The organism is Kamptonema formosum PCC 6407 (assembly GCF_000332155.1).
GTDB classification, from domain to species: domain Bacteria; phylum Cyanobacteriota; class Cyanobacteriia; order Cyanobacteriales; family Microcoleaceae; genus Kamptonema; species Kamptonema formosum.
Genome location: NZ_KB235903.1, coordinates 2,300,277 through 2,322,607 on the forward strand (window position 1 = coordinate 2,300,277; position 22,331 = coordinate 2,322,607).

At 43.9% G+C, this 22,331-nt stretch carries 17 protein-coding genes; 10 read left to right on the forward strand and 7 right to left on the reverse strand.

Features of this window, described 5'->3' with window-relative positions; all coding sequences use genetic code 11:
• Positions 1-133: 133 nt before the first annotated feature.
• The gene (locus OSCIL6407_RS0115030; protein ID WP_007358539.1) at positions 134-2,341 is read right to left on the reverse strand and encodes a serine/threonine-protein kinase; all 2,208 of its coding nucleotides are present in this window, start codon (positions 2,339-2,341) and stop codon (positions 134-136) included.
• A 173-nt stretch (positions 2,342-2,514) separates the two neighbouring features.
• Positions 2,515-4,839: a tetratricopeptide repeat protein gene (locus OSCIL6407_RS0115035; RefSeq protein WP_007358538.1), complete on the reverse strand. Its 2,325-nt coding sequence runs from the start codon at positions 4,837-4,839 to the stop codon at positions 2,515-2,517.
• 654 nt (positions 4,840-5,493) lie between these two features.
• On the opposite strand from OSCIL6407_RS0115035, the gene OSCIL6407_RS0115045 reads away from it, so the two are divergent.
• Positions 5,494-6,507 (forward strand): S66 peptidase family protein, encoded by a 1,014-nt coding sequence (locus tag OSCIL6407_RS0115045; protein ID WP_007358537.1) that lies wholly within the window; start codon positions 5,494-5,496, stop codon positions 6,505-6,507.
• A 234-nt stretch (positions 6,508-6,741) separates the two neighbouring features.
• The gene (locus OSCIL6407_RS0115050) at positions 6,742-7,494 is read left to right on the forward strand and encodes a class I SAM-dependent methyltransferase (protein WP_007358536.1); all 753 of its coding nucleotides are present in this window, start codon (positions 6,742-6,744) and stop codon (positions 7,492-7,494) included.
• Between the two features lie 171 nt (positions 7,495-7,665).
• Here OSCIL6407_RS0115050 and OSCIL6407_RS0115055 read toward each other — a convergent pair whose 3' ends face one another.
• Positions 7,666-9,537 (reverse strand): ArsA family ATPase, encoded by a 1,872-nt coding sequence (locus OSCIL6407_RS0115055; protein WP_007358535.1) that lies wholly within the window; start codon positions 9,535-9,537, stop codon positions 7,666-7,668.
• A 500-nt stretch (positions 9,538-10,037) separates the two neighbouring features.
• On the opposite strand from OSCIL6407_RS0115055, the gene OSCIL6407_RS0115060 reads away from it, so the two are divergent.
• Together OSCIL6407_RS0115060 and OSCIL6407_RS0115065 are read left to right on the forward strand one after the other, a co-directional pair.
• A complete protein-coding gene (locus OSCIL6407_RS0115060; RefSeq protein ID WP_007358534.1) occupies positions 10,038-10,253 on the forward strand; it encodes a chlorophyll a/b-binding protein in 216 nt (71 codons plus the stop codon).
• Positions 10,254-10,310: 57 nt separating this feature from the next.
• Positions 10,311-10,547 (forward strand): hypothetical protein, encoded by a 237-nt coding sequence (locus tag OSCIL6407_RS0115065; RefSeq protein WP_007358533.1) that lies wholly within the window; start codon positions 10,311-10,313, stop codon positions 10,545-10,547.
• 65 nt (positions 10,548-10,612) lie between these two features.
• Here OSCIL6407_RS0115065 and OSCIL6407_RS0115070 read toward each other — a convergent pair whose 3' ends face one another.
• Entirely contained in the window at positions 10,613-10,783 is a 171-nt protein-coding gene (locus tag OSCIL6407_RS0115070) for a hypothetical protein (RefSeq protein ID WP_162140447.1), read from the reverse strand.
• A gap of 157 nt (positions 10,784-10,940) precedes the next feature.
• Positions 10,941-12,149 carry a NupC/NupG family nucleoside CNT transporter gene (locus OSCIL6407_RS0115075; RefSeq protein WP_007358532.1) on the reverse strand — a complete coding sequence of 403 codons (1,209 nt, stop codon included), beginning with the start codon at positions 12,147-12,149 and terminating at the stop codon, positions 10,941-10,943.
• A 102-nt stretch (positions 12,150-12,251) separates the two neighbouring features.
• On the opposite strand from OSCIL6407_RS0115075, the gene der reads away from it, so the two are divergent.
• The 3 genes from der to pipX all read left to right on the forward strand — a co-directional run bounded on the left by der (position 12,252) and on the right by pipX (position 15,755).
• Positions 12,252-13,616, forward strand: coding sequence for a ribosome biogenesis GTPase Der (gene der / locus OSCIL6407_RS0115080; RefSeq protein ID WP_007358531.1), 1,365 nt, complete (start codon positions 12,252-12,254; stop codon positions 13,614-13,616).
• A 380-nt stretch (positions 13,617-13,996) separates the two neighbouring features.
• The gene (locus OSCIL6407_RS0115085) at positions 13,997-14,992 is read left to right on the forward strand and encodes an energy-coupling factor transporter transmembrane component T family protein (RefSeq protein ID WP_007358529.1); all 996 of its coding nucleotides are present in this window, start codon (positions 13,997-13,999) and stop codon (positions 14,990-14,992) included.
• 493 nt (positions 14,993-15,485) lie between these two features.
• The gene (gene pipX / locus OSCIL6407_RS0115090; protein WP_007358527.1) at positions 15,486-15,755 is read left to right on the forward strand and encodes a transcriptional coactivator PipX; all 270 of its coding nucleotides are present in this window, start codon (positions 15,486-15,488) and stop codon (positions 15,753-15,755) included.
• A 148-nt stretch (positions 15,756-15,903) separates the two neighbouring features.
• Here the strand turns inward: pipX and OSCIL6407_RS35400 are convergent, their stop codons facing one another.
• Entirely contained in the window at positions 15,904-16,059 is a 156-nt protein-coding gene (locus tag OSCIL6407_RS35400) for a hypothetical protein (protein WP_019487394.1), read from the reverse strand.
• On the opposite strand from OSCIL6407_RS35400, the gene OSCIL6407_RS0115100 reads away from it, so the two are divergent.
• From OSCIL6407_RS0115100 to proC, 3 genes are all read left to right on the forward strand, one after another.
• A complete protein-coding gene (locus tag OSCIL6407_RS0115100) occupies positions 16,021-16,719 on the forward strand; it encodes a YggS family pyridoxal phosphate-dependent enzyme (protein ID WP_007354746.1) in 699 nt (232 codons plus the stop codon). The two genes, OSCIL6407_RS35400 and OSCIL6407_RS0115100, sit on opposite strands and share 39 nt — an antisense overlap.
• A gap of 207 nt (positions 16,720-16,926) precedes the next feature.
• The gene (locus OSCIL6407_RS0115105) at positions 16,927-17,538 is read left to right on the forward strand and encodes a cell division protein SepF (protein WP_007354745.1); all 612 of its coding nucleotides are present in this window, start codon (positions 16,927-16,929) and stop codon (positions 17,536-17,538) included.
• Positions 17,539-17,776: 238 nt separating this feature from the next.
• Positions 17,777-18,598 carry a pyrroline-5-carboxylate reductase gene (gene proC / locus OSCIL6407_RS0115110; protein ID WP_007354744.1) on the forward strand — a complete coding sequence of 274 codons (822 nt, stop codon included), beginning with the start codon at positions 17,777-17,779 and terminating at the stop codon, positions 18,596-18,598.
• 53 nt (positions 18,599-18,651) lie between these two features.
• On the opposite strand, the gene OSCIL6407_RS0115115 is transcribed toward proC, so the two are convergent.
• Positions 18,652-22,200: a PAS domain S-box protein gene (locus OSCIL6407_RS0115115; RefSeq protein ID WP_007354743.1), complete on the reverse strand. Its 3,549-nt coding sequence runs from the start codon at positions 22,198-22,200 to the stop codon at positions 18,652-18,654.
• Positions 22,201-22,331 lie beyond the last annotated feature (131 nt).

Sequence of the window (22,331 nt, forward strand, 5' to 3'; positions counted from 1 at the left end):
CAGTCAGCTTTTTAGCTATCCTTATCTTATGTTTAATTAGGTGGAGCGACTTAATACCAATTCTCCAAATTAACAATCTGCATTGTTGAGTTAACTTCATAAGATCGACCGCATCCTTTCTTCCTTCTACTTATTATTTAGCATCACTCCCTTGTTTAAGCTGCTCGATCTGAAACTGTGCATCCCGATAACCCCCGGATCGCCCTTGATCTAAATAGAGTTTGCCAGCTTTTTCAAAATCACTAATTGCCCCTGGTTTATCTCCCAAAATACGGCGTACATTTCCTCTACCTACATAAGCAGCCGCGAAATTAGGATTGAGGCGAATTGCTTGCACGTAATCCGCGAGAGCATCCTCATAATTTTTCAGATCGTAGTGAATCTTAGCTCGATTAGAATAAGCTTCATAATCATTAGGATTAAGCCCAATCGCCGCCGTATAATCTGCAACCGCGCCCTCCCGATCTCCCGCCGCAGAGTGAGCTAAACCTCGGTTACTGTAAGCACTGTCATTTTTAGGATTCACCTTGATCGCCTGAGAACAATCGTCAATTGCCTTCTGATAATCCTTCAAGTTCAAATAAGCAATACAGCGATTATTATAAGGAACAGAATCTTGAGAATTGAGTGCGATCGCCTGAGTGCAATCATCAATCGCTGCCTGATGCGCTCCTAAATTTAACTGCGTACTGCACCGATTAGCATAAGCATCCACGCTCTTAGAATCAATCCGAATTACCTGAGAGTAATCTGCCAACGCACCTTTATAATCACCTAAATGAAAACGAGCTCTCCCTCGACTATAATAAGCGTCAACATTGCTAGGTTCCAGACGAATTGCTTCCGTATAATCGCCCATAGCTCCCTGCAAATCAGCACCAGCAGCCCGTGCCATTCCCCGCGCATGGTGAGCTTTAGCAAGACTAGGCTGTAACCGAATTACCTGAGTAAAATCTTTAATCGCAACTGGATAATCTTGTAAGCCAAAATAAGCAAGCCCGCGCTCATAATAAGCATCAGGATCGTTAGGTTGGAGTTTCAAGAGCTGAGTATAGTCTTCGATCGCCCCTCGGAGATCCTTAATCTCGAAACGGGTTAAGCCTCTGTTAAAATAAGCCTTAACATAGTTAGGATCGAGAGCGATCGCTTGGGTGTAATCCGCGATCGCAGCTTCGTAGTTTTTCAAGTCATAATTAGCATTTGCCCGCTTGTAAAAAACCTCGGCACTCTGTGGATTTAGCTGAATCGACTTGTTAAAAGCCGCGATCGCCCCCGCTGCATCTCCCACCTGCGATTTTTCCACACCGCGATCGAAATATTCCTTAGCTTTTACCGGATTAGGACGGTTAAAAAAAATGAGCAAACATACCAGTGCGATCGCCGCCCCAATTCCTAACAACACCAACCATAGCCGAGAGTTGAGGCGAGGTAGCGATCGCCCGCCAGACATCCCCATTTTTGTAGTAAAACTAGCCTGTTGTTCCCCATCTCTAGCATCTGAACGATTGTTGAGTTTTCTCAGCGCCGCCAACACCTCCGCCGCCGACTGATACCGCTTTCCGAAATGGTGATGAACCATTTTATCTAAAATATTCGCTAATGCTGTAGAACATTGAGCGCGATTTCGCCAAATCATACCCCCTGTATGAGAAGGATGAGGATCTTGCAATTTCGGTAAATCTGTACCTGGTAAACCCGTAATCGCTTGAATAGCCATCATCCCCACTGCATAAAGATCGCTATTAAATTGAGGATTGCCTTGGAATTGTTCGATCGGCATATAAGAAGGAGTACCAGTCGCAATTGTCCGGGGGATTTCTCCTGAAAAATTAGCAATTTGAGTGCTAACTTCTTTAACAGATCCGAAGTCAATTAAAACTAACTTACTATCAGGTTTACGCCGAATTAAATTCGAGGGATTAACATCTCGATGAATCACACCTTGATCGTGAACAAAAATCAAAATTTCTAAGATCTCTTCCAACAAAGACAACACTCGCTCTTCCGGCCAAGGACGACCGGGCAAAATTTCCTTTGTTAGCGGATGACCGGGAATAAATTCTTCAACTAAGTAAAACTGATTTCCCTCTTCAAAGTAAGCTAATAAAAATGGAATTTGATTATGTTTTCCCAACTTTTCTAAAATTTCTGCCTCTTGTTTAAATAAGCGCTGAGCAGTTTTAAGAATAGTAGAAGTATTGCTAGGAGGTCGCAGTTGCTTGACCACACATTGAGGATGGCCGGGCCGACGAGTATCCGCCGCCAGATAAGTCTGTCCAAAAGCCCCTGAACTAAGAATTTGAACAACACGGTAACGTCCATCCAAAAGTTGACCAATCATGTTCATAAATAAGGATAATGGGTAATGGGGAATTGCTAATTGCTAATTGCTAATTGCTAATTTGACAACGGATTCGGCAATGGATTTAACTGATTGATGGCTTAACAGTTATCAGTTATCAGTTAACCGTTAACAGTTAACAGTTAACCGTTAACCGTTAACCGTTAACAATATTATGGGCTAATTTGTGCCTGTGCATTTTTGTAAGCATCGGCCCTACCTTGCTCCAGAAATAGCGTTGCAGCCTTCTGAAAATCTTCATTTGCTCCTAAGCGATCTTTCAGTTCCCGGCGGATGATTCCCCGGCTATAATAAGCAGTAGCATTATTAGGGCTCAGACGGATTGACTGAGCAAAATCTTCAATTGCAGAACCATAATTTTTGATTTCCGAGTAGACAATCCCGCGATTGCTATAAGCAACTGCGTCGCTAGGATTAAGCCGAATTGCTTGAGAGAAATCTTCAATGGCTCCTTGTTTATCTCCAATGGCAGAACGAGCCAAACCTCGATTGCTGAAAGCTTTAGGATTGTTGCCAGTAATCCCAATAGTCAAGCTGCAATCTTCAGAGGCTTTCTGATAATCTCCTAAATTCAAACGAGCAATGCACCGATTATTGTAAGCCTCAGCATTTTTGGGATCGAGGGCAATTGCCTGAGTACAATCTTCAATGGCTTTATCGTAAGTTGCCAGATTTAAATAAGCGCTGCAACGGTTGGTATAGGCATCAGCTTGGTTGGGGTCTAATACAATTGCTTGGCTGTAATCTTCCATTGCTCCTTTATAATCTGCCAGATTAAACCTGGCTCGACCTCGGCTGTAGTAAACGCTGGCTTGTTTGGGGTTAAGTTCAATTGCTTGGGTAAAATCTGACATTGCGCCTTGTTTATCGCCAGCGGCTGAACGAGCTAAGCCTCGGTTACTGTAAGATTTAGCATCGTTAGGATTGAGGCGAATTGCTTGGGTGTAATCTTCAATCGCAGTTTTGTAATCTCCCAATTCATAATAACCTAAAGCTCGTTGGTAATATGCCTCTGCATCGTTGGGGTTGAGCCGAATTACTTGGGTAAAATCCTGAACGGCGCTACGTCTATCTTCGATATCAGTGTAGGCTAGACCTCTGTTATAGTAAGCTTTAACGTTGTTAGGATCGACTTGAATTGCTTGGGTGTAATCCTGAATTGCTTGTTGGTATGCTCCTAAATCGTAGTGAGTATTGGCCCGTTTGTAATAAGCCTCTGCATCGCGAGAATTGAGTCCTATTGCTTGGGTGTAATCTGCGATCGCACCTGCTTTATCGCCTTGCTTTGCTTTTTGAACGGCGCGTTCGTAAAACTCTTTTGCTCTGGCGGGAGCTTGGCGCTGCCAGAAGTAAATTATAATTGCAGCTAGGATTAAAGCGCCTGCGATACCAGCTAGCACGAAGTAAATATTTTTCTGGGGTTGCTTCTGTACTGGTTGACTCATAGCAGGACTAGCCATTGTTTGGGGTGGAGGAGAAACTGGAGAGGGCGAAATAATCTCTTTGAGGGCAGATAATACTTCGGCGGCAGATTGATAGCGATCGCTAACAGGTAAGATCGTTTTATCGAGGATGTCTGCTAGGGCCCCAGAGCAAGAGATGCAATCGCGATCGAGGATTTTATCAGTACCGACCTCGGATTTTCGCTTTTTCAATTCTTCTACAGACAATCCCATTAGTCCTTGGATCGCAATCATCCCCAGACTATAAATATCAGTGTTAAAGTGCGGGTTGCCTTGGGACTGTTCGTTAGGTATGTAAATAGAAACTTCACTACCCGATCGCCGTCGTTCCCCCTTGGTATCGGTAATTTTCTTCTCTTTCTGGGTAAGGATAACCCTGCTTTCCTCCTCTTCTGTCTGAGGACTCTCCTCTTCCTGCTTGGTAAGGGAGGAAGACAATTTGGCGTGGCGATCGCCATTTGAGTTGGAGGTGACAGAGACAGAGGTTTCGGGTACTGGTACGGAATTAGACAAGGGATTAATTTCTTTGTCTAACCGAAAACCAATTAAAACTAACTTGCCATCAGACTGTCGCCGGATTAAATGGTCGGGTTGAATGTTGCGGTGGATGACCCCGTTCTCGTGTACAAAGGTTAAAATCTCTAACACTTCTTCCAAAACAGCGATCGCTTGTTCTTCCGTCCAAGGTTTACCCGGTGTTAGTTCGCGAGTTAGAGGTTCTCCGACAATCAGTTCTTCAACTAAATATAAATTTTGATTCTCTTCAAAATAAGCTAATAATGACGGGATTTTGTCATTTTTTCCCAGTTTTTCGATGATTTCTGCTTTTCTTTGAAATATGACTTTGATAATTTGGGGCGTTTCCGCAGTCTTACCGGGAATTCGGAGCTCTCTGACGACACATTGGGGATAACCTGGCCGGCGAGTATCCGCCGCCAGATAAGTTTTCCCCAAGCTATTTGAGCCAATGACTTTAATAATGCGGTAACGTCTATCTACAAGTTGGCCAATCATGTCATACCCCCAGCCCTATTAATGCTTGATTGTGGCACAGAATGAGGCTAGCAGGGGCAAAAAGCTAGGGAGTTTTAAGCTTTGGATGGGAAAGGCGGAAAATGGCAGTTGCTCAAATAGGGATGGGCGATCGCGATCGGAAGGAAGAAGGAAGAGGGAAGAAGGAAGAAGGAAGAGGTAAGAAGGCTTTATTCTATCTAGGATAGAAGGAAAATGCAGTAAAATCAATGGTTTCAGCAATTGAAAACCTTCTTTAAGCCTTGGGGTTGCTATCGCTTCACCCTTGCCTGTGCGATCGCTACCCCTGAAGAGCTTGACGAATTTGGCGCGATCGAAGTCAACTAACATAATCACAACCAGGTCTGAAACTCAGATTGAATAAATATTATAACAGTTAACAGGACTCAGTAACGCCGCCATCTTGCTTGGCGGGTGGCCGTACTGCGATCGTGCGTAAGTTCTGGCTAATTAAAAAGTGCTACATTTTTTGTTTTAGTATTAAGTAAATCACCTAATTAAACATCAGATAAGAATGGCTAAAAAGCTGATCGTATAAATATTCTTCCTTCTCTCCTAGATAACTAAATTTTTCTTCCTTCTTCCCTCTTCCTTCTTCCTTCTTCCTTCTCCTTAAAACATTAATTTTTAATCGTTATGTCAATATCTCGCCGCCAATTAATCGCAAATTTTGGACTGGCTGCAATTGCTACTCAGTTACCATCTGCCGCCCAAACTAACTCCTATTTACCATCCCTTATCAAACCGCCTCGCCTCAATATCAACGATACTGTAGGATTGATAAATCCCGCCGCTTTCAGTTACCCTCAAGAAATCGAACCGATTAAGCAAATTTTATCTCAACTAGGATTAAAAGTTAAATTAGGAACGCATATTTTTGATCGTTACGGTTATTTAGGAGGAAAAGATCCCGATCGCGCCGCCGATGTCAATGCCATGTTTGCCGATTCATCAGTCCAGGCAATTCTCACAGTACAAGGTGGATGGGGCTGCAATCGCATTTTACCATTGCTAGACTACCAATTAATCAGAAATCATCCTAAAATTATCATGGGATTCAGCGATATTACTTCTTTGCTATTAGCTATTTATGCCAGAAGCGGGGTTGTTACTTTTCATGGCCCCGTAGGCATATCAACTTGGAGCCAATTTACAGTAGATTCCCTCAAGCAAGTTTTATTCAATCCCCAAACAATTACCTTGCAAAACTCTAGTCAAATTAGAGTACAAACTATTACTCCAGGTAAAAACCAAGGTAAATTAGTCGGCGGTAATTTATCAGTATTAGCTGCAATGGTAGGTTCTGATTACCTGCCAGATTGGAAAAATAGCATCTTATTTGTCGAGGAAGTTGGAGAAGAAGTTTATCGCATAGACCGGATGCTAACACAACTGAAGCTAGCAGGAATTTTGAATGTAATTTCTGGTTTTATTTTCGGTCAGTGTAACAAGTGTGAACCAGAACAACCCCAGGAATCATTAACCTTAGAACAAGTTTTATTTGAACACATCCGTCCCTTGAATATTCCTGCGTGGTATGGTTCAATGATTGGTCATATTCGCGATATATTTACTCTACCTATCGGCACAGAAGTTGAAATAGATGCCGTTGCTGGTACTATTAAATTGTTAGAACCTGCCGTAACTTAATAGCAAACTATATTCACATAATCTCAAGTTGTAGGGTGGGCGCTCGCTGCCAAAATCTTGTCAGGAGTAGCTATTATAGTTTCTGCGAGCGCCCACCTTACGTTTATTTATGCCCACCTACTTATATTCAAATAATCCCAATTTTGAAAAGTCATGTAACAATAACAAGAGTAGGTTGGGTAAAAGGAAGTAAAACCCAGTCTCAGGAATATCATATTTAGGAATTCAATCACCATGAACCCCAAAAATTATCAACAACTTGTTAAACCTTTATTAATAATTATCTTTGCAACTATCTGTTTGGTTTTTCTCAATCCAGGGCAATTAATAGGCGAAAAAAACACAACCATTTATCAGTACCAAAAATTTCATAACCCTGACGGAATTGGCAAATTTTATATGGGTCGAGAAATTGCCCAAGTCATGGGACATCAGGGAGCTAGTTGGTTGGAGCGTCCATCTCGTGGAATGGAAGAAAGACCTAGTAGATTAGTCAAAGCTTTAGAGTTAAAGCCGACAGATATTATAGCGGATATTGGAGCTGGTACTGGTTATTTTAGTTTTCGTATGGCTCCCTTAGTTCCCGAAGGAAAAGTGCTGGCTACCGATATTCAACCAGAAATGATTGATATTATCGAAGATTTAAAAAAAGAGCGAAATATTACCAACATCGAGACGATTTTAACTACCGTAGCTGACCCTAAATTACCGGAAGAAAGTGTAGACTTAGCCCTGATGGTCGATGCTTATCACGAATTTGAATATCCTAGAGAAATGATGTTAGGAATTGTCAAAGGTCTTAAACCAGGAGGTCGTGCGGTTTTAGTTGAATACCGGGGTGAAAATCCGCTCGTTATGATTAAAGGATTACACAAAATGACTCAAAGGCAAGTTAAAAAAGAAATGGCGGCGGTGGGTTTAGTTTGGAAGGAAACAAAGGATTTATTGCCTCAGCAGCATTTGATGGTATTTGAGAAAGTAAAATAGAACTTATACCAAATCCGGTTAAATACTGTCATTGCGAGCGAAGCGAAGCAATCGCCTAGTCTCTGCGATTGCTTCGCTTCGCTCGCAATGACGATAAAGGGGCTAGTAAACCTGGATTTGGTATTTACCCACTCTTTACGGAATCTCGATTGTCATAAGTTCCGTATCGGGTCAAAAGAGCAAATTCGCTGCTGCTTCAATCCGCGCTATAGGTGCTACAGAACGGGGTAACATTGGCAAGCGAATAATAGTTTGCTCAGGCAATAAATCCCCATCAATATCTACTCCAGGTTGGTAGCAATTATGTACCGCATAGCGCTGCTGTACGCCCATAGTTTTAAGAGATTCTGCTAATCTGACTTGTTCAGCAACAATTGCAGCTTGAGCCTGAAAAACTCCGATAAATTCAGTATGAGATGGATCTTTTAACTTCTTTTGCGATTGTACTACTTGCTGCCGCAATTTCCGCAATCTTCCCATCAAATCTACTCTGCCCAAAACATTTTGATACTTCATCCACAGTTTAAAAATCCAAGCTAGCCAGTCTCCTAAAGCTGTTGGCATTTCTAAGAAACGGAGCAAATGACCAGTCGGTGCAGTATCTAAAATAATTAAATCCTCTTGTTTACTATCTAATAAATTCATCACAGCCACAAGAGATAACATCTCATCAATTCCTGGTAATGCTTGAGCCACAATTTGCCGCCAAGCTTCAGGACTATAAGCCATTTTTACGGCATCCGCTTCGCTACTTTCGCCGCTAATCATTTCTGCTAATTCCCACAGATAATCTTCGCGAAATTGGTCGAGTACGATTTCAGCATCAATTTCTTGGGCGCTCAAATTATCGCTTAGCTGTTGTGGTTCGTGTGTCAATTGTTGCCCAAAAGCATCTCCTAAAGAATGGGCGGGATCGATAGAAATTATCCGAATCTTTTTGTCTGGATAGCGATTTGCCATCGCCCATCCCATCGCGGCGGCAACTGTTGTTTTACCAACTCCGCCTTTACCACCTACTAGGATTAATTGCCGCTCTTCGGCGATAAAATCGCTGAAACTGGGAGGGATTTTTGTCGGCCATTCGATAATTGGTGGAGGGGCTAATTCTACTGTTTCAATTTTTTCTATTTGAGCTATCAAATGGTCTAATGCTTCTGCACCAAGGGGTTCTGAGTTTTGTTGCGGTACGGTAAAAATATGATGATTGCCGGGCAGTTGTAGGAATTTTTGTAATAATTGCTGTTGTTCGCTGTAGCGATCGGCATTTGTATCAGTATTTGTGATAATATGGTTGACAAATAACCCGCCGCAGGGAATTTCTAGTTTGTGCAAACTATCTAGAAAGCGTTGTGTTTCTAGGAGGCTCATGGGTTCTGCGATCGCGACTACATTACAAGCACTGAAATCAGTATCCTCAAGTAGGTTTCTACCTTCGGCTAGTTCCGATTTCATGTCTGTTAAAAAGCGATCCGCTTCATCAGTGGTGTAGCGCCCTGCTAAAGTTTCGCTGACTACGCGATGTTTCTGTTGAAATAATTCGAGGGAAGCTAACATGACATCGAGAAAGTCTTTGAGGCCGAAGAGATTTACAGTGTGCCCGGAGGGAGCCATATCTACTACTACACGATCGGCGGCTTTTTCTGTTAGCAACTTTTGAATTTCTAGAAACCCCATAAGTTCGTCTAAACCGGGCCAACTCAAGTCCCAAACGGGGGTTAAGTCTCCTCCTTCTACAAAGCTTCCGCGCTCTACTAATAGTTCTAAAACTTCTCCGTATTTGGCTTTAAATTCCTGCAATATTTTCTGAGAGTCGAGGGCTCGCACGCTTAAGTTAGGCAAATCTGCGATCGCTTTGGGTGCGTCTTCAACTTCCATCTGCAACACATCCCCCAAGGAATGGGCGGGATCTGTGGATATTAATAGGATGTTTTCGTGGGGAAATAGCTTGGCCCAGCGACGCGCAAACCCGCAGGAAAGGGTTGTTTTCCCTACTCCGCCTTTACCGCTGAACATTGCTAGGTGGAGTGAGTCGTACTGGTTCATATTCTTGGATGGTTTAGCCAAACTTTAAATTATATAGCAACCGCTTTCGGCGGTTAGGGGCTAGGGGCTAGGGGCTAGGGGCTAGGGAAAGAAGGGAAAGAAGGGGTTAGGGGCTAGGGAAAGAAGGGAAAGAGAATAAAAGTAAGAGCTTCGGTGCGATCGCTCAGCCGAACGATTCCATAAATTTAGAATGCCCTAATGGTCTTGGCGGTTGCTATACCTAGTATTTTAACTTCAAGTATAGAAGTTATGCACTGTTTACGTAACGCCGCCGTCCCAGGGGTATCTTTACCGCCTAGAGGGTGGCGTTATAAACAGTTTGGCATAAGTTCTAAAATGCTTAAAAGCCTTATCTAGCAAGGCTTATGGCTTTTATATTTTGGACAATATCCGCTAACGGTGATTACGATCATCTACTTAGCTGAGCCAAATCACAAAACATATCTTAACAATCCGTTACATTAATTTACATAAGGACACAAACAACAAAGGAAAAAGACATGAACGCACGTAACTACATCGACGACCAAGGACTTCTCAACAACTTCGCGATCGAGCCCAAGATGTATGTAGATGAGAGCGTTAGCACTGGTTTTACCCCTTACGCCGAGAAGATGAACGGACGGTTTGCGATGATCGGCTTTGTCTCGCTGCTAGCGATCGAAGTTTTGACCGGACACGGCTTTCTGGGTTTTCTGAAGGATGTTTTAGGCTAAAAAGCTTGTATCGACTGTAAATCCATCAATTCTTGCAAAATCTTAGGAGAATAAGAAATGAAAACTGATTTTGACTATGGCGATCGCGATTTATTTGGCCCCGTTGTTTTCCGACCCGATTTCAATAGCTTTAAGGCAATTAACGCCAATCAAGCTTGGTCGCTATTCTTCACCGCCAGCCGGGAAGACAAAGCCTTGGGATTTAATGCAGAAACAGGTCGATTCTTTACTTACAGCTTAATCGCAACCGTTGTCACAGGCGTGATTTGGGCTTCCATTTTCCGCTCCTTCTAAGGACAACATTATAGAATGAATTTACTTGTTGCGATCGCCTTCGACTTATGTCGAGGGCTTGTTTTTTATTTATCCATGTCCTTACGTAACGCCGCCGTCCCGGCGGTATTCTTGATAAGTAGGTGGACATAAATAAACGCTATAAATTGTAATGTGGGCGCTCGCCGCAACCATCTTCTTCTATGAGTTACAGATTTTTTGCGGCGATCGCCCACCCTACCTTTAATTATGTCCACGTACTTAATAAACAGAAACGCGGCACAAAGTATTTGCATAAAAAAACTGGTTTCTGGTCTATGAGTGTAAGCTCTATCTTTAATAACTTACATAACCTCACTCTCTACACGATAAAGATACCGCCAGGATGGCGGCGTTACGGAATATTTATGCTAGTCATAACAACATACCCGCAATACAAGCCGTCATAAAATTAGCGATCGCCCCCGCAATCATCGCCCTCACACCCCACCTCGCCAAATCCTTCTGCCTTTCCGGTGCCAACCCCCCAATCCCCCCAATCGTAATCCCAATCGAACCAATATTAGCAAACCCACAAATCGCATAAGTAGCAATTACAATCGCCCTTTCTGAAATCGCCTTACTATCCATCAACTGCTTCAAATCCAGATAAGCAATAAAATCATTTAAAATCGTTTTCTTCCCCAACAAAATCCCCACTTGCCCACAATCAGCCCAAGGTACACCCATCAACCAAGCCACCGGAAACATCACAAAAGACAGCAACCATTCTAAAGATAATAAGGGCAAACCTACCATCGTTCCTACCCAATGCAGCAGCCCATTTGCAGTTGCCAATAATCCCAAAAAAGCAATCAGCATCACTCCCACACTAAACGCCAACTTTCCCCCCTGAAAAGCCCCATCCGTCGCCGCCTCGATCGCATTAGTATAATTAGTTTTCATTTCCACATCCATCTTGCCAGCCGTTAGAGGTTCCTCCATTTCCGGGTAAAACAACTTAGAAATTGCCATCGAAGCTGGCGCAGACATCACCGAAGCTGCTAACAAATGACTCGCAGGAACTCCAAAGGAAAGATATGCCCCCATCACTCCCCCGGCAATCGTGCCAAAACCCACAGTCATCACTGAATGTAACTCTGAAACTGTCATTTTTCCCACATAAGGCTTAATTAATAACGCCGCTTCCGTTGGGCCTAAAAATACATTTCCAGCACAGGAAAGTGACTCTGCCCCCGATATTTTCATGGTTTTTAACATCACCCAAGCCATCCCCCGTACCAACTGCTGTAAAATATTATAATGATACAAAACACTAACAAAAGAAGAGAAAAAGATGATGGTTGGTAAAATCTTAAAAGCGACAAATTGTTCTTGAAACTTTTCTCCGAAAACAAACTTAGCCCCAGCATCGGAAAAGTTTAGTAACTGCTGCATCACATCGCCAAGAAACTGAAATAGTATAAAACCCGGCTGAGTTCTAATAATCAACACCGCTAAAATTAACTGTAAAGCAATCCCCCACAAAACAGGTGTCCAGCGTACAGCACGCCGATTTACAGAAAAGGCGTAGGACAAACCCACGAAAACAGCCAGCCCCAAGACGGAAATTAGTCTTTCCATTAAGCAATTTTAGAATTTAAAATTAAGATTGTTAGATTTTAAGCGCTTGTTGGTTACAATGGAGAGAAATCATAAAACTCCTAAAGCTGCAAGCACCAGATTATGCCTCTACCTATAGTTGCTATTATTGGACGGCCAAATGTCGGTAAATCCACAATTGTTAACCGTTTCGCGGAGAGTCAAGATTCAATTGTCCACGACCAACCGGGGATGACGCGCGATCGCACTTACAAAAATGCTTACTGGGGCGATCGCGAATTTCAAGTCGTAGACACTGGTGGCTTAGTTTTTGACGATAACACCGAATTTTTACCTTTAATCCGCGAACAAGCAATGGCCGCCTTGGCTGAAGCCAGCGCCGCTATTTTCGTTGTAGACGGACAAATCGGACTGACTGGGGGCGACGAAGCGATCGCAGAATGGCTGCGTCAACAACGAGTTCCCGTCCTCCTAGCAGTCAACAAATGCGAATCGGAAACCGAAGGCCTCACTCAAGCTGCCCAATTTTGGGAATTAGGCTTAGGCGAACCCTTCCCCATTTCTGGCATTCATGGTAACGGTACTGGCGAATTACTCGATGAATTAATTAGCCATTTACCAGCAGTAGGAGAATTGCCAGAAATTGAGGAAACAAAAGTTGCCATTGTTGGTCGTCCCAATGTTGGGAAATCTAGTTTATTAAATGCCTTTCTTGGCGAAACTCGCGCCATAGTTAGCCCGATTTCCGGTACTACTCGCGATGCCATTGATACCGTAGTGGAACGCAACGGTACAACTTATCGCCTAATAGATACAGCCGGGATTCGTAAAAAGAAAAACGTCGAATACGGCCCCGAATTTTTCGGCATCAACCGCGCCTTTAAAGCCATCCGTCGCGCCGATGTTGTATTATTAGTAATTGATGCCGTTGATGGCGTTACCGACCAAGACCAAAAACTTGCAGACCGGATTAGTGAAGAAGGTAGAGCCTGCGTAATTGTAGTCAACAAATGGGATGCGATCGAAAAAGATTCTACCACGATTTACGATTACGAAAAGGAAGTAAAAACTCGCCTTTATTTTGTCGATTGGGCAGAAATGATATTCGTCAGCGCTACCACAGGTCAAAGAGTTGAAAAAATCTTAGAATTAGTGGATACAGCCGCCACAGCACACCAGCGCCGCGTTACGACTGCGGTAATTAATGAAGTGATAGAAGAAGCAACTAGCTGGCACTCTCCCCCCGTTACCCGCCAAGGACGGCAAGGTAAGATTTATTACGGTACGCAAGTTAGAGCTCAACCACCCACGATCGCCTTGTTTGTCAACGATCCCCTGCGGTTTAACGAGAATTACCGCCGCTACATCGAAACCCAATTTCGCAAACAATTAGGTTTTATTGGGACACCAATGCGGTTAGTTTGGCGAGGTAAAAAACCGCGCGATCTAGAAAAAAGTCGGACAAATAGAGCCATTCGCGTCAAATGATCGAGAGCTAAACATTTTAGCAGATATAGCAATCCTAGAAGACTCAACAAACCGGGTTTACCATCCAGATTTTGCGGAGAAAATCCTGATTCTTCTTTCAGAAACCCGGTTTCTGCGTTAAGACTTACGCAGTCTTGACGTGAAATATAAGGTTGGAGATTCAGGAATTACGCACTATAACCGTATAGCAAGGTTAAGGGAAAAGCTTCGGAAATCTCGCAATGACAGAAAATCGTAGTATATGCGTAAGTCCTGCTATATCTATAACAATATTCTCGGCGGTTAGAACCTTCTAAATTCCTCAAACCCTTCATCCTATCTAATCCCTTCTTCCCTTCTTCCCCCTAGCCCCTAGCCCCTAGCCCCTAGCCCCTAGTTATATGGATTTACTGCGATCGCTACCTTTAGGACTCTACTTAGAACAGCCCGTAACCTGGCTGCATCATCTAGACTCCAGGGTAAAATTAGCTTGGTTAATGACATTCCTAATTGCACCCGTTCTAGCTAATCCCTTTTGGCGTTTGATGCTAGTAGGATTGCTAATCGTGGTGACAATCGCAGCCTCAATTCCCCTGCGGGTGTGGAAACAGCAAATGGGGTTTCTGTTGACATTCAGCTTCTTTGTATTTGCACTAAGCGCGATCGCCCCCGACGGACTCCCTACCAATCATCAACCCCGTCTCCCCGCCGACGAACTCACCTTTGCTCAACAGCCAGCAATCCTCTCTCCAGCGCCATCAAAACCCTGGTATAATCCCTTTGGTTTTGGCTCTAAACCCACTCCCCAAGCCTCACCCGTAGCGCCTACCTTAACATCGTTACCACAGCCCACAGACTACACTTATATCCTGTTCAACTCAGGGCCGATCAAAATTAGCAGGCGTTCTCTAGAATTAGGAATTCGGATCAGCACCCTATTTTTTACCATAGTTTACAGCACCAACCTATATCTTTTAACCACCGCCAGCGAAGAAATCACCGCCGCGCTCGAAAACTTAATGCAACCCTTACGACGGTTGCGGTTGCCCGTCACCGAAATCGCCCTAACATTAACTTTATCCTTGCGATTTCTGCCCCTAGTTCTAGAAGAAATACAAAACTTAGTGCGATCGGTGAGCACCAGAGCGATTAACTGGAAAAAACTTGGTTTTCGCCGCGCGGCCCAAGTTTGGTTAATGGTAGCTGAAAGACTCCTAGAAAACTTACTGCTACGAGCCACCCAAATCGCCAGCGCCATGAAAGTACGCGGCTTCACCAGTCCCGACAAACATCGTGTAGAGTGGCATCAGTTGCGCTTCAAACTTCGCGACTGGTTAGCTCTTGGCTTTCTGGGCCTCCTCTGGGGCGCTCGCCTGTTGTGGGGTTGGCAAACTTGAGGATATTTTATTCTCGGATTTTTTACACAAAAATTCCGTAACGCCGCCCTCTGGGCGGTGACTTTACCGCCCAGAGGGCGGCGTTACGTAAAATGGGTATCAGTTCTAGGTAGCGATCGCCACAGAAAACAGCCCCTAGCATAGAGTTATGGAAGTCCTGTTAATTTAAAATCTTATTAGGAACAACGCAAGGTAGAATTAATCCTGTCTTGTACAACCGACGAGCGGTCTTCAGGGCTACCAAAGAAACTATTGCTAAGGTACTAACAACAGGTTGGCGCGGAATACGCTATATAAATGTAGATATTCACGCTTTTCTAGCGGCGCATATCAAAATGGTATTCACGCAGCAGCAACCTCTAGCTTGAGAGTTGAGAAAATTGCAGCCAGCAGTTACACCTCAGCCGCGATCGCTCTTTGCACCAGCCATAAACAACCGCTATCGACACAAACACTTGAAACCCTTGCTATTATCTGCTGACTTTGAGGCTGAATGAGTATCGAAACTTACCTGAATCACCCAAATTTTGGCCTCCTCTTCAGGGTATGCCAGGTTGAAGACAGCCAGGAATTATTTACTACCCTATACGCCCAGCGCCTATTTTTCTTGGTAACAAACGGCCCAACCGGTCTGAGATTTGAACCAATCAGCCGCTCTGACGCTCGCCTCATGGTAGAAATTCGCTTGCGTACCCTCCGCCGCAGCGGAAAATCTCAGGATTACGAACAGTTACAGCTAATACATCAGCGTACATTTCAGTAATGGCTAATTGCTAATTGCTAATGGCTAATTGCTAATTGCTAATTCAGGACTTACGCATTTTGCTATGATTTTCTGTCATTGTGTTGGCGTAGCCTGCGCGTAGCGCGTGAGGTTGTGAAGCAATCTCAAGCCCTAGATTACGTCGAGACTAAGTAAATCCTGTAATTGCTAATTCTCCCCCCGCTCCCCCATCTCCCCCATCCTCCCCATCCTCCCCATCTCCCCCGCTCCCCCGCTCCCCCGCTCCCCTGCCCCCCAGCTCCCCATGACCAACATTGCCGATCGCATTGCTAACATACGCCAACAGTTACCTCCGAGCGTGCGGTTAATCGCCGTCAGCAAGCAGGTATCTGTTGACGCTATGCGCTCTGCTTATGCCGCAGGAGTGCGGGATTTTGGCGAGAGTCGGATTCAGGAAGCAGCAGACAAACAAGCTCAAATGCAAGATTTGCCTGATATTACCTGGCATCTGATCGGCCACCTCCAAGCCAATAAAGCTGCTAAAGCTGTGCAACAATTCCAGTGGATTCATTCCGTAGACAGCTTAAAACTAGCTCAGCGTTTGGATCGCCTAGCTGAAGAACTTGCCTACCAGCCTCAAGCTTGTCTGCAAGTAAAAATTTTGCCCGATCGCGATAAATACGGCTGGAGTATCCCCGAATTACTTGCCGATTTGCCAGAGATCAATCAGTGTCGAAGCCTGAGAATTAAAGGATTGATGACAATTCCTCCTTTAGGATTAGATGAGGCGCAAACCATCAGTCTTTTTAACACTGCTCGCGAATTAGCGGAGAAAATTAGACAGCAAAATTGGTCGCACATTGAAATGCAGCAACTCTCAATGGGGATGTCTGGAGATTATCATTTAGCCATTCAAGCAGGTGCTACGATGGTACGGGTTGGACGAACCTTGTTTGGTGAAAGGGGGACATCAGCGATCGCAGATCCAAATAAAAACGGTTGAGCGGTAAATTATAGAAGTAGTCAAAGGCCCTCGACTCACCCACAACAGCAATTTTACTGTTGAGAACTTTTTTCCTGACTTTCCCAAAAATAGCCAAACATCTTGTGTTAGACTCTATCTGACAAAAATAAGTCGGCAATCACAGAACGTCTAAGTTAAAAGTATCAGTTATAGTCAGGGCAAATAAGTTGTGATGGAGCGTGAAGCGTGAACATTTTTTCTAAACTGCGAGAATTTGTGGGACTCAACGATCCTGTTGAGTACGATTATGAGTACGACGAAATGGAAGGAGAGCGTTATCAAAACGCCTACCAACCGCAAGAGCAACCTTCAGCGATTACAGCAGAGGAAGAACGCCGCACTAATCGCCGCTTGCGGGAACGGCCTGTAGTAGGATCGCCAAGTACGGATGTTGTCGCACCGATAAGTGGAGTTGGTTCAGTAATGAATAATGTGATTGGAATGCCTGGAGCAATGAACGGAATTTCGGAAGTGGTGGTCATGGAACCTCGCACTTTTGAAGAAATGCCGGCAGCAATTAGAGCTCTGAAAGAACGCAAGTCTGTAGTTTTGAATCTGACAGTGATGGACCCAGATCAAGCTCAGAGAGCTGTAGATTTTGTGGCTGGTGGAACTTACGCTCTAGATGGTCATCAAGAACGAATTGGCGAAAGTATTTTCTTGTTTACGCCGAGTTGCGTACAAGTGCGGACTCAATCGGGAGTGGTACATGAAGTGCCCTCAGCTCAAGGTCGTCCCCGTGTTGCAGCTCCCGCTGCTCCAACTTGGCAGCCAGAACAAGCACAAGCGGCACTTTAGTAATTGGTAATTGCTAATTGGTAATGGCTAATTGCTAATTGCTAATTGCTAATTGGTGATAGTTAACCATATACTGTCATTGCGTTGGCGTAGCCTGCACGTAGTGCTTACGCAGTGAAGCAATCTCAAAGCTCTGGGATTGCTTCAAGACCTTCGTAATAAAAAGCATAATGTATAACAATTAATTAGTTAACAGTTAACAGTTAACAGTTAACTGTTAACAACTAACCATTAACAAATGACAATTATAAAATTTGGTATGATTGGCGGCGGGGTAATGGGAGAAGCTCTCTTATCTCGCTTAATTGCACGAGAAATTTATCAATCAAAAGAAGTTTTAGTGAGCGAACCCCAGCCGCAACGCCGCAATTTTTTGGTTGAGAAATACGGCGTGAAAGTGACAGGAAATAATCAAGAGGTTGCGGTTGCAACTGAAGTGCTATTTTTGGCGATTAAACCCCAAGTATTTGAGCAAGTGGCGGCGGAGTTGACCAATGGTGAAACTGTTGGTACTAAGGGGGAACAGCCAATGATAGTGTCAATTTTGGCTGGCGTACCTTTGAGTAAGTTAGAAGCAGCTTTTCCGGGCTATCCGGTGTTGCGGGTGATGCCAAATACGCCCGCGACTGTGGGGGCGGGAATGAGTGCGATCGCACCTGGAAAATACATTCAATCGCATCATTTGGAGCTAGCTACAGGCATTTTTCAGGCGGTAGGGGAAGTGGTAGAAGTGCCAGAGAGCATGATGGATGCAGTGACGGGGCTTTCGGGTTCCGGCCCTGGATATGTAGCAATTTTGATAGAAGCCTTGACAGATGGCGGAGTTTATGCTGGTTTGCCGAGAGCGATCGCGGCTAAATTAGCACTGCAAACAGTATTAGGAACTGCGAAATTGTTAGCAGAAACGGGTATGCACCCCGCAGAATTGAAAGATAGAGTAACGAGTCCCGGTGGTACAACAATTGCAGGAATTGCTAAATTAGAAACAGCAGGTTTTCGCTCGGCTTTGATAGAAGCAGTGAAAGCGGCTGCTCTGCGTTCTCAAGAATTAGGTCAATAGGTTTTATACTAATCCTGACTACCTTCTTCCTTCTTCCTTCTACTGAACTCTCCTCAACTTCTCTTCACAGGAATCTCCACCACAAACTCCGTCCCCTCACCCACTACAGAATCACACCGCAAACTCCCCAAATGTTTGTCTACTACAATTTGATAACTAATCGCTAATCCCAACCCCGTTCCTTTCCCCACAGGTTTAGTTGTAAAGAACGGATCGAAAATCCGAGCTCGCACCGACTCCCGTATTCCCGGGCCATTATCAGCAATAACTACTGCAATTCGCTCAGAATTAACTACATAACTCCCAATCCTAATCATACTAGGATTAGCCTTAACTTCCTCAGCGCATCGCCTTCGGTCTCGCTCCTCCAAAGCATCAATCGCATTACTCAATAAGTTCATAAACACTTGATTTAACTGACCCGCATAACACTCCACTAGGGGTAACTTTCCATACTCCTTAACTATTGCAATCTCTGGATGATCTGGTTGAGCCTTCAGCCGATTTTGTAACAATCTCAGCGTGCTATCAATCCCTTCATGGATATCAACATCTTTGATTTGAGCTTCATCCATCCGTGAAAAATTACGCAGAGAAAGCACAATCTCTCCAATCCGCTCAGCTCCCACCTTAATCGACTCTAAAAGTTTAGGCAAGTCTTCTACTATAAACTCTAAATCCATAGCTTTCATTTCCGAAATTATGGCTCTAGTCGGTTCTGGATATTCCGCTTTATAAAGATCCAATAGACCTAGTAAATCAGAAATATACTCCCTAGCAGGGTCAATATTCCCGTAAATAAAACTCACAGGATTATTAATTTCATGAGCGATTCCAGCCACCAATTGACCTAGAGAAGACATTTTTTCGGACTGAATTAGCTGAGTTTGAGTGCGTTTAAGTTGTTTTAAAGCTTCCTCTAATTGTAGGGCCCTTTCTTGAGCGATTTGAGCAGAAACCTGACTTTGTTTATAAAGTTCCGCTTGGGAAATTGCGATCGCCAAATTATCCGCTACGCCTTTGATTAATTCTACTTCGCTCTCGCTCCAAGGTCGGGGATCGCTAAACTGATTACAGGTTAATGCTCCAATTTCACCTCCGGGAGTCCGAATTGGTACAGATAAAAATGAATAAAAGCCTAGTGATAATAATGCTTCGCGCATCTCTATATCGCTATGCTCGACGGCATCATCAACACAAATCATTTCTAGTTTTAACAGTTTTTCTGAGAGGGGAACAATAGTAGAAGCTGGATAAATCCCCATCATACTAAGGTCGGTAAACTTGTTAGCTTCTTTCACCGCTTCCCAGACAGGTTCCTCAAAGTCTGTTTTGTACCAAAAAAAGCTGCAAATATCAACATCTAAGAGATCGCGAATACTAATTACAACGGTTTCTAAAATAGTATCTATTTCTAGAGAAGCACGAACCTGACTGGCAATTTTGTTAAGAAGTTCGAGGCGATTTGCAAATTCTTGTAAGGCCTCTTCTACTTGAATGCGATCGCTAATATCCGTAATAGTTCCTACATAGCCTTTCACCTCTCCCGCTGCTTCTATTTCCGGGGATGATTGGCCTAAAACCCAAGTTACAGTCCCGTCAGGACGCACAAATCGATACTCGGAGCGAAACGGTATCCCTTGGATTGTAGACTGATGCCATTCTCTGAGAATGCGATCACGATCGTCAGGATGCAATACCCTTGACCAACCCATTCCTAGCGCTTCCGCTTCCGTTATCCCGACGATCTCGCAATATTTTTCATTAGCATAGCAAAAATATCCCTTAACGTCCGTTCTAAATATCCCCACAGGGGACAATCTCGCTAAGGTCTGATATCTTTTCTCACTCTCTTGCAAAGCAGCTTCCGCTCGCTTGCGGTCAGTAATATCTTCAGCAATAGCTAACAAATAAGCAGGGGAACCATCAGCATCTAAAATCGCAGTTTTCTTGGTGTGTAACATCCTTTCTTCGCCGTGCTTAGTCTGAATCGGCTCTTCAGGGATATCGATCACTTTACCGCTAGTTAATACTTCCCGATCTTTGAGCGTAAAAATATCAGCTTGCTCTTTAGGGAAAAAGTCATAGTCATTTTTGCCAATTACTTCTTCTTGTCCAAATCCTAGCAGACTTTTAGACGCTGGATTCCACAACACAAACCGCAAATCAGAAGCTTCTTTAACCACCACAGAAACAGGCAAATTATTCAGCACGGACTCTAAAAATTTTTGAGTTTGTTGTAGTTCTGCTTCTGCTTGTCTGCGCTCCGTAATATCGCGAATTGAACCGATAAATCGTAAGACTCTACCTTGTGAGTCCCACTGGGACTGACCTCTGGCACTAACCCAGCGATAAAATCCACTCTTAGTTAAAATTCGGTACTCGATATCTTGGTAGGGAAGTCCACTACCCATGTGAGCATTAAGAGCATTAGCAACTCGCTCGCGGTCTTCTGGATGGATACGGGAAGTATAACTCTCAGTTCTGTTATATAAATCTTGCTCTTTTAAGCCAATTAGTTCCCTTAATCGCGGCGAATAGTAAACTTCTTCACTCGAATTTCCGTTCTCATCCCAAACGAATCGGCCGTCCCAAATTCCATCAAAAGAAACTTGGCTAACTAATTCAAAACGCTCTAAACTTTCTTGTAGTGCTTTCTCTGCCAACTGACGCGATGCAATCTCATTTTGCAACTGCGCGTTAGCTAAACTTAAGGAGGTTATTGTTTTGCTCAATTCGACAGTGCGCTGTGCAACTCTATTCTCTAGTTCCTCATTCGCTCTTTGCAGTTCAACTTCTGCTAGTTTGCGAGCCGTAATATCCATCACAGTACCGAATAAGCGCACGACTTTGCCATTGATAATCTCTGGCTGTCCGCGATCTGAAATATAGTGAATTTCACCATCGGGACGGACGATCCGAAAGTCAATCGCATAAGCTTCCCCTCGCTCAATAGCACCATTAATGTGGCTTTTCCAGTAGGCTAAATCGTCGGGATGGATAGAAAGGCAGTCTTCTAAAGCATTCGGTAGCGGTTGATTGGGGTCTAGTCCAAATATGCGGAAAAGTTCATCTGACCAAGTAAAAGCACCTGTAGCAATATCGACTTCCCAATTACCAACGTGAGCTAATTTTTCCGCAGCTTTCAGTTTAGATTCGCTTTTGTGTAAAGACTCGATTAATTCTTCTTGTACGGCTTGAGCAAGTTTTTGCTCGGTGATTTCTACTACTATTGTACCTATGCCGACGCTGATGCCTAAGTTGTTGGAAAGCGGAAAAAAGGAAGCTGTCCAATGCCTTTTTATCCCTGGCTGAACTGGAGTTTCTCCGTTTAGTTCGTAGTTAAGGACGGGAATACCAGTCTCGATCACTTGCCTGTTAATCGGCTCTAAAATTCGCGCGAGATCGGGCACAATTTCATTTAGAGTCTTACCAATATGCTCGGCGACTGGTAGCCCATCTATTTTAGCGAGGGTTTCATTAATATCTATAAATCGCATTTGGTCGTCAAAAATGCACATTCCCACTGCGGCGGAGCTGAAAAAGGCATCTAACAGAGTAAGTCTCTTGGTTAATTCTGTTTCTAAGGGATGGTTAGCCATTGCCAAAAACCTCTTTGAGGAATTGTGTTGGAACTGCCGAGCCAATTTTTGTTACCACAAGTATTACAGTTATAGCAACCGCTAAGGCGGTTAGGATGCTCAGGGCTAGGGGCTACGATGCTCAGGGAAGA